The following is a 7,448-nucleotide window of genomic DNA, read 5'->3' on the forward strand; positions in this document are numbered from 1 at the left end:
ATGGACAAATTCAAGATCACCGGCCCCTGCACCCTCTCCGGTGAAGTGACCATCTCCGGCGCCAAAAACGCCGCCCTGCCGATCCTGTTCGCCACCCTGCTGTGCGACGAGGAGATCCAGCTTTCGAACGTGCCGCGCCTCAAAGACGTGGGCACCACCCTCAAGCTGCTGGAGATGCTGGGTGCCAGCACCAAGGTCAACGGCAACGTGACCGTGCTGACCGGTGCCGTGAACAACCACGTCGCCCCCTACGAGCTGGTGAAGACCATGCGCGCCTCCATCCTGGCGCTGGGCCCGCTGGCCGCCCGCTTCGGCGCGGCTGACGTCTCCCTGCCCGGCGGCTGCGCCATCGGTGCCCGCCCGGTCAACCTGCATGTTCACGGCCTCGAGCTGATGGGCGCCAAGATCGCCATCGAAGATGGCTACATCAAGGCCCGTGTCGACGGTCGCCTCAAGGGTGCCCACATCCTGATGGACATGATCTCCGTCACCGGCACCGAGAACCTGATGATGGCCGCCACCCTGGCCGACGGTCGCACCGTGATCGAGAACGCCGCCCGCGAGCCGGAAGTGGTCGATCTCGCGAACTTCCTCAACGCCCTGGGCGCCAAGATCCAGGGTGCGGGTACCGACACCCTGACCATCGACGGGGTCGAGCGTCTGCACGGCGGCAGCTACAGCGTCCAGCCAGATCGCATCGAGACTGGCACCTTCCTGGTAGGCGCCGCTGTCACTGGGGGCAAGATCACCTGCCGCAAGACGGACCCTTCCCTGCTGGAAGCCGTACTGGTCAAGCTGGAAGAGGCCGGTGCGCTCATCGAGAAGGGGGAAGACTGGATCTCCCTCGACATGACGGGCCGCACCCTCAAGCCGGTCACCATCAAGACGGCTCCCTACCCGGCCTTCCCGACCGACATGCAGGCGCAGTTCACCGTGCTGAACGCCGTGGCCAAGGGTACCGGCATGGTCACCGAGACCATCTTCGAGAACCGCTTCATGCACGTGCCCGAGCTGGTACGTATGGGCGCGGACATCGAGCTGCAGGGCAACGTGGCCATCTGCCGCGACACCGAACAACTCAAGGGTGCCCAGGTGATGGCAACCGATCTGCGCGCCTCCGCCAGCCTGGTCCTCGCCGGCTTCGTGGCCGAAGGCACCACCATGGTCGAGCGCATCTATCACATCGATCGTGGCTATGAAGACATAGAGCACAAGCTGCAAGGCCTGGGCGGATGCATAGAGCGTATCAAGGCGTGATCGTCACTCCCTGCCGATGAGCAATAAAAAGGCCCCCTCGCCAGGCGAGGGGGCCTTTTTCATTTCCGGGGTCTGGCGATTCAGTGCCCCGCCAGCTTCATCTGCTCGACCAGCACAGAGCCGGTCTTGAGGCTGGAGCGCTCGTCCTCGTCGTTCCCCACCGCCACCAGGGTGCTGAACATGTCGGCCAGGTTGCCGGCGATGGTGATCTCCTCAACCGGATAGAGGATTTCGCCATTCTCCACCCAGAAACCGGCGGCGCCGCGGGAGTAGTCACCATTGACGATATTGACCCCCTGCCCCATCAGCTCGGTCACCAGCAGGCCTGTGCCCATCTCCTTGAGCATGCCCTGGAAGTCCTGGCCGGTATTGGAGACCTGCCAGTTATGGATGCCACCGGCGTGGCCCGTGGTGGTCAGCCCCAGCTTGCGCGCCGAGTAGGAGGTAAGCAGCCAGCTCATCAGCTCGCCATTGCGCACTATGTCCATGTCGCGGGTGCGTACCCCTTCACCGTCGAACGGGGTACTGGCGAGCCCCCCCAGCAGGTGGGGGAACTCCTGAATGCTGAGCCACTCGGGCAGGATCTGTTTGCCCAGCTTGTCCAGCAGGAAGCTCGACTTGCGATAGAGGTTGCCGCCGCTGATGGCCATCACCAGATGACCCCACAGGCCGGCGGCGGTGTCGGGATGAAACAGCACTGGGGCGTGGCGGGTGCTGATCTTGCGGGCCCCCAGACGGGAGACGGTGCGCTCCACCGCCTCGTCGGCGATGCGCTGCGGGGTCCAGAGGCCGGAGAGGGCGCGACTGGAGGAGTAGCCATAGTCCCGCTGCATGTCCCCATCCTGCTCGCCGATCAACACGCAGCTCAGGGAGTTGCGCGACGCCGCATAGCCTTTGACGAAGCCATGGCTGTTGCCATAGACCTTGACCCCCAGATGGCTTGAAAAGCTGGCACCATCGGAGTGCTTGATGCGGGCATCGCGCCCCAGGGCCAGCCGCTCGCACTCGATGGCCAGCTCGATGCCACGCTGGGGATCCAGTTCGATGGAGTGACAGAGTTGCAGATCCGGGGCATCCCAGGCCAGCAGTTCGGCATCCGCCAGGCCGGCATACTCATCGGGGGAGGTGTGGCGGGCAATCTCCATGGCCGCTTCGACGGCGGCGCGAATGGCAGGCTTGCCGAGATCCGTGGTCGAGGAGGATCCCTTGCAGCCATTGCGATAGACGGCGATGCCGAGCGCTCCATCCTTGTTGAACTCGATGCTTTCCAGCTCACAGCCCCGGGTATTCACCGACAGCCCTGTCTGCTTGCTGATGGAGACTTCCGCAAGCCCGGCGCCCAGCCCTCTGGCTATCTCCAGGGCCTCGGCGACCACCGCCTCGAGATGGGCTTGATCCTGGCGAATTTGATCTTGCTGGTCCATAACTCACATCTGTATGAAGGAAGGAAAGGGGCTAAGCATATCAGACCCCTGCGCCCAGCGGGAGAAGCTGGTAACATATCCCCCAACGCGAATGACAGGAATCAGAGACCGATGAGTCAGTATCAAGACGACAACGAATTGGACGATTGGGGTCCCAGCAAGAGCCAGCTCAAGCGCGACGCCGAGGCACTGCAAAAACTGGGGGCCGAGATAGTCTCCCTGAGCCACAGCGAGCTGGAACGGATCCCGCTGGACGAAGAGCTGGCCGAAGCCGTCGAGCTGGGTCGCAAGCTCAAACCCAAGAAGGACGAGTCCTTCCGCCGCCACCTGCAGTTCATCGGCCGCCTGATGCGCAGCCGGGATATAGAGCAGATCGAGGAAGCCCTCTCCATCATCAAGATGCGTCACTCCACCGTGAATGCGCGCCTGCACCGGCTGGAGCAGTGGCGTGAGCGCCTGATCACCGAGGGTGACAGCGCCCTCAACGAGCTGATGTCCCAGTTCCACGAACTGGATCGCCAGAAACTGCGCCAGCTGATCCGCACCGCCAACAAGGAGCGGGAGCTGAACAAGCCGCCGGTGGCCTATCGCGAGATGTACCAGTACCTGCGCGGCGAGATAGAAGATCTGCTGTGAGTCACAATGTCGGCGCAGGACACCTGCCGCCGACAGAAACAAAAACGGGGCCAAACTGGCCCCGTTTTTTTATGCACCGTCAGCTGCCTGGCAAGCACTGGGTGTGAGTGCCCGGTTGCAGATAGGGTACCAGCAAGGGCGCCATCCCCTTGAGGACCTGTACCGGCAGTGCCGAGGTGAAGCGGAACTTGTCGGACTGGCTGCCGGGCACATAGGCCGTCAGGGTACCGAAGTGATCATCCCCTATGTAGAAGACAAAGGTCGCGGTCCGGTTGCGCGCCAGCGAGCTGGTGACATTGCCGTAGCGGCCGACCGTCTCGATCCTGTTATCCCCCGTCCCCGTCTTGCCCCCCAACGACAGCACGGTGCCATCCTGCAAGGCAAAGGCACCGGCGATGCGCCGCGCCGTACCGCCTTCCACCACCTTGGAGAGGGCATTGCGCAGGGCGTTGGCCACCTCGATGGGCATCACCCGAACACCCTGGGTGTTGGCCGGCTCGAACGCGGTGGCGAAGGGCGTGTCCTTGGCGAAGGAGAGATGCTCGATCCGCAGGGTCGGTGCCCGCATGCCGCCATTCTGGATGATCCCCATCAACTCGGCCAAAGCGGCGGGCCTGTCTCCCGAGCTGCCGAGAGCGGTCGCCAGGGAGGGAACCAGGTGATCAAACGGATAGCCAAGGCGTGCCCAGCGCTGATGGATGTCGAGGAAGGCCTCGACCTCCAGCATGGTGCGGATCCGGCTATCCCGGGCGCTGCGATGGCGGGTCTTGAACAGCCAGCTGTAGACCTCCTGACGCTCATCCCGGCTGGCCGCGACCGCATCGGCGAAGGTGGCCTTGTCAAACTCCCTGAGATAGGAGAGCAGCCACAGCTCCAGCGGGTGGACGCGGGCGATATAGCCCTGATCCGGCAGTGAATACTTACCAGGACCATAGCTGGTGTAGAGCTGCTCGACTCGCTTGTCACTCAGCTTGTCCCGCGGTAGGCGCTTCGCCAGGAAGGCGGCAAAGTCGGCCTGTGACGCTTCCGGCATCAGGTAGCGATGCACGGCCGCGAGGCGCACTGCGCTGGGCTTGAGGCCGTCGAGGAAGGTATCAAGCTGCTCATCCGTGGTCTTGCCGCGATATTTGCGCCAGAAGCGCAGCAGATAGGTCTGGCCCTCCTTGTCTGCAAACTTGGCCAGATACTCGGTACGACGAGGATCCTTGTCATCCTTGAGCAACTGGGCGCGGTTGCCTTCCTTGTAGAGGCTGTAGCGCACTATGTCCCGCATCAGCCGCACGAAGGGCAGGTTGATGGATTCGCGCAAGGCGTCGCGGATAGGCGGAATGCGGCTATTGTCTTCCTTGCGGAAGTTGTTGAAGGTGTGCATACCGCCGCCGGTGAAGAAGCCCTCGTAGGGGCTGGCGGAGTATTTGCGATCCAGCGCCGCCTCCAGCATCACGGGCAGGCTCTTGTCCTTGGCACTCATCAGGTAGGCGATGGCCCAACGGCTGATGTTGTCCTGATCGGAGACCTCTATCTTGCGCAGGCTCTCGGCCGGCATGTTCCCGTAGCTGTCATGCAGCTCGGTCACTATCTCCAGATAGGTGGTCAGCACCCGCAGCTTGGCGGTCGAGCCCAGCTCCAGCTTGCTGCCTTCATTGATGTCGAACGGCTGATCCGTGTTGTCGGTCTGCACCCGCACCTTGACCCCTTCCGGCGTCTTCTCGAACAGGGTGAAGCTGTATTTCACGTCCCCCGTCTTCTCCGGCGAGAGCAGGCGCTCACCAAACAGCCCCACCTGGGCGGCGAATGTGGGGTCCGCCAACTGCTGCAGATAACGGGAGACGTCATTTTGCAGCGGCATGTTGAGGGTCGTATCCGCCGTCAGATCCATGCGATCCAGATCATAGAGCTGAACCCCGAGCTGGCGACTGAGGCGGGTGCGCGCGACCTGCAACCCCTTGTTGTTATTGACCCGGGTGATCGCCGGCGCCTGCAGGAAGTCGCGGAACGCAAGCTTGGCCTTGAGTGCCGACTCCATCAGGGGCGGCGTGATCATGCCCTCCTGCACGAACAGACGCAGGTAGCTGTCCGTCAGGGTCGACAGCGCCTCCCGCCCCTGGGCCAGATAGTAGGAGGGGCGACGGTGGGCAATCATCAGAGAGACCACCTGGCGCAGCGCCAGCCCCTGCTCGGCCAGGGTGGCGTCCTGATTGCGCGCGGGATCCAGCAGGCGATTCACCTCGTCCACATCGGCACCGAACCAGACCCAGAGACCATCCCCCAGGCCGTGCACCTCGCCATAACCAGGAGCCGCCGAGAGCGGCACCGAGTTGAGATAGGCCCAGGCCACCAGTTTGCGGGCTTCCAGGGTCTCTGGCCCCAATCGATAGGCCCGCACGCTGGCCGAAGCCATCTGGCGGATCTTCTCGGTGGGGGACAGGGTCAGACCATCAGGGGAGTGACGATACTTCTCCACCTGGGTCGCCAGCGTACTGCCCCCGGCGGATTGATCCTGCATGTCCAGCGCCTTGCCCACCTGGGACAGCGCCGCCTTGGCGAAACGGGGCCAGTCTACCGCCGGGTTGGCCAGCGGCTGCTCGTTGCTCAGCAGCTCCCGGTTCTCGATAAACAGCAGCGACTGTATGACCAGAGGAGGAATGGAGTTGAAATCAGGGTAGTAGTGGGTCGGGTATTTGTATTGATAGAAAGGCTCGGCACGGCAGTCGTGCAGCGTCAGCCCCGCCTGCACCTTCTCGGTATAGGGGACGAAGAAACCATGGCTGGCGTAGTTGTAAAGCGCATCGGAAAAACGCACCTGCTCGCTCACCTGATAGCCGCGCTGGATGAGGCGCTCCTGGATCATCGGCATCAGCACATAACCGAGCCGCTTGTCGAAGGGGCCATCTTCCGGGAAGGTGATCTGCTTGCTGGGACCGGGTTCCAGCTCATACGTCAGCTTGGCGGCATAACGGGAGATCTCCTGCGACTGCAATCGGGAGGTCTTCATTTCATAACCGACCAGGGCGATCACGGCAGCCAGGCAGAGCAAAAAGATGAAACAGAACAACCAGCGCCACCAAGGGCGACGCTTACGCTGATATTGCCCGTCCGCATGCGGTACGGATGAATCCTGAGATGCCACTTTGTTCGAATCCGTCTGTTTTGATGCGCCCATATAAGCCCCACCATGGTTGCGCAATTTATTGTCTTTCAATCAAGCTTAGTCGTTTCAAGTCAAGGGCTTGAAAACTATTGACCGCTTTGCAGCGATGTTAACAGGGCGATTGTAAAAATGGGAGCCGATTGTTGCAGTGCGGCAAGAGATCCGAGCTGCCGAATGGAAATGAAACACCGGCTGGAAGCCGGTGTTCGGGAATGGCGGTGTGAGCTTACTTGCTGGTACTCATGCCCTTGAGCTTGGTGCTCAGCTCCTTGCGCTCCTTGGAAAGCTCGGCATTCTTGATGATGTGATCATCGACACGCTCTTCGTAATCGGTGCGCATGTTGGCGATGATGGCCTGCACCTCATCGATGCTCATGCCGGGCTTGATATAGTCGCTCAGGTTGTCGAGCAACAGCACCCGCTTCTGGTTGTCACGGATCTTCTTCTCGTTGTCCGCGATTTCACGCTTGAGCTTGTTCTGACGACGGGACATACGCACATATTCCAACACATCGCTGAAAGTAGACTTGTTTACTTGTTCCATATCGGTACCACTGACTGAAGGTGAATGAAAACGGGTGGGATGCTCTCATACCAGATGGAGAAGCAAAGGCATGGTATGGGCAAACCCGGAATGCCCTTTACTCTACCGAGTTATGATGCAGATACAACCCCAATTGCAGGCCCGACGCCGGCTTTCGGCAGGATAGCGCCGCGTGAGGAATCAAATGGAAAACTGGTGAGAGTGGAGAGCCAGGCGCGGCAGCAGACGAAGCCTTCGGTGCCGGAGCTCATGAGCACCAACAGCTGACGAAACTGGTGAACGCAAGGAATAAGCAGACGCGATCTCGGCAGGCAGGGCAGGCTTTGGGGAAATGTCAGGCAATAAAAAACCCCGCTCATTGAGCGGGGTTTTTCGTGTTGGGTGCCTGGCAGTGTCCTACTCTCGCATGGCGAATGCCACACTACCATCGGCGCTA

At 61.5% G+C, this 7,448-nt stretch carries 5 protein-coding genes; 2 read left to right on the forward strand and 3 right to left on the reverse strand.

Annotation, left to right across the window (positions count from 1 at the left end; all coding sequences use genetic code 11):
* Positions 1 to 1,257 (forward strand): UDP-N-acetylglucosamine 1-carboxyvinyltransferase, encoded by a 1,257-nt coding sequence (gene murA, locus AC3WR3_RS15330; protein WP_005331316.1) that lies wholly within the window; start codon positions 1 to 3, stop codon positions 1,255 to 1,257.
* An 80-nt stretch (positions 1,258 to 1,337) separates the two neighbouring features.
* On the opposite strand, the gene pmbA is transcribed toward murA, so the two are convergent.
* Positions 1,338 to 2,681 carry a metalloprotease PmbA gene (gene pmbA, locus AC3WR3_RS15335; RefSeq protein WP_247625372.1) on the reverse strand — a complete coding sequence of 448 codons (1,344 nt, stop codon included), beginning with the start codon at positions 2,679 to 2,681 and terminating at the stop codon, positions 1,338 to 1,340.
* A gap of 111 nt (positions 2,682 to 2,792) precedes the next feature.
* Here pmbA and yjgA point away from each other — a divergent pair, with 111 nt between their 5' ends.
* On the forward strand, positions 2,793 to 3,317 hold the full coding sequence (gene yjgA, locus AC3WR3_RS15340; protein WP_025328542.1) for a ribosome biogenesis factor YjgA: 525 nt from the start codon (positions 2,793 to 2,795) through the stop codon (positions 3,315 to 3,317).
* A gap of 79 nt (positions 3,318 to 3,396) precedes the next feature.
* Here yjgA and AC3WR3_RS15345 read toward each other — a convergent pair whose 3' ends face one another.
* Together AC3WR3_RS15345 and tmaR are read right to left on the reverse strand one after the other, a co-directional pair.
* The gene (locus AC3WR3_RS15345; protein WP_404837284.1) at positions 3,397 to 6,480 is read right to left on the reverse strand and encodes a transglycosylase domain-containing protein; all 3,084 of its coding nucleotides are present in this window, start codon (positions 6,478 to 6,480) and stop codon (positions 3,397 to 3,399) included.
* A gap of 214 nt (positions 6,481 to 6,694) precedes the next feature.
* Positions 6,695 to 7,012 (reverse strand): PTS system regulator TmaR, encoded by a 318-nt coding sequence (tmaR, locus tag AC3WR3_RS15350; RefSeq protein ID WP_025328544.1) that lies wholly within the window; start codon positions 7,010 to 7,012, stop codon positions 6,695 to 6,697.
* Positions 7,013 to 7,448 lie beyond the last annotated feature (436 nt).

Source organism: Aeromonas sp. EU05-FHT14A05 (assembly GCF_058791175.1).

What these genes read in the sequence shown, in the direction of transcription:
- murA (WP_005331316.1), top strand. Translation starts at nt 1, where the DNA reads ATGGACAAATTCAAGATCACCGGCCCCTGCACCCTCTCCGGTGAAGTG.
- pmbA (WP_247625372.1), bottom strand. Translation starts at nt 2,681, where the DNA reads ATGGACCAGCAAGATCAAATTCGCCAGGATCAAGCCCATCTCGAGGCG.
- yjgA (WP_025328542.1), top strand. Translation starts at nt 2,793, where the DNA reads ATGAGTCAGTATCAAGACGACAACGAATTGGACGATTGGGGTCCCAGC.
- AC3WR3_RS15345 (WP_404837284.1), bottom strand. Translation starts at nt 6,480, where the DNA reads ATGGGCGCATCAAAACAGACGGATTCGAACAAAGTGGCATCTCAGGAT.
- tmaR (WP_025328544.1), bottom strand. Translation starts at nt 7,012, where the DNA reads ATGGAACAAGTAAACAAGTCTACTTTCAGCGATGTGTTGGAATATGTG.